This window comes from Brachyspira sp. SAP_772 (genome assembly GCF_009755885.1).
GTDB lineage: Bacteria > Spirochaetota > Brachyspiria > Brachyspirales > Brachyspiraceae > Brachyspira.
Genome location: NZ_VYIX01000067.1, coordinates 1 through 915, shown reverse-complemented (window position 1 = coordinate 915; position 915 = coordinate 1). Strand labels below are relative to the sequence as shown.

Here is a 915-nt window from a genome sequence, read left to right as displayed (position 1 = left end):
AATTTACGATTTTTCCATCAGCACTGTCTAATACTATGTTACCGTTAACATCATATAAAGCTAATCCATTTAATTGGTCATTATTGTTAGCGAGTTTTTTTAATACATCTTGAGCCGCAATAGCAGTTTCAGGAGTGTTTAAAGCTAAATATTCAGTTAATTCTATATGACTTTTAGATATTGAATCAGCTAAAACCATAGCCTGTTTTAACCACACATTAACCATTMTTGAATATATMTTAGTAGATGATTCTAAACCAAATATAGCCCCTTGCCTTATACCTTGAGCACCTATATTTAATATTATAGCAACCAGTATAGTTGTCATTACTGTTATAATTGCGGTAACAAATAAAGGTACTTTTACCGACAAAGATTGCAACTTTTTCACTTTTAAACTCCATTTTCTATTTATTAACTGCATAATAATAACTACTATTTTTAATCAAGTCAAGTATAATCAACTTGTTTTTTTATACTTTTTTATGCTATTTAATATTATCGTAATGGTATTGTTTAATTTTTAATATTGAGTTTATTTTCTGCTTCACTTTTTCTTATATATAGAGGATTTAGCGAAAATATGTTATCGAATTGTCTTTTATTGTAGCGTTCTTCTGACATTAATATAGAATTTGATGCTTTTATAATATTGTAGGAATTGTCTAATTTGTTTAATTTGTATTCTTGTAATTTCTCTAGAAAATAATCTTCATTTTTTGAAAAACCGTCTCCGCATAATGTGATAGTATCATCTTTTGTTGATATATCTTTTATTAAATTTACTGCTTCTTCATAAGTTAAATCTAGATTCTCTTTTATTTTGTTATTGTCTTTATATATATTAGCGTAAATACTTCCCTTTCTAGCATCTATCGTGGATAATTTTATGCCATTATATGATACTATATTTTG

The 915-nt window shown here is 26.2% G+C and carries 2 pseudogenes; both read right to left on the bottom strand.

Features of this window, described 5'->3' with window-relative positions:
- Window positions 1-391: pseudogene (locus tag GQX97_RS12610) on the bottom strand (chemotaxis protein); the annotation flags it as partial.
- Window positions 392-516: 125 nt separating this feature from the next.
- Window positions 517-915, bottom strand: a pseudogene (locus tag GQX97_RS12605) (tRNA (adenosine(37)-N6)-threonylcarbamoyltransferase complex dimerization subunit type 1 TsaB); the annotation flags it as partial.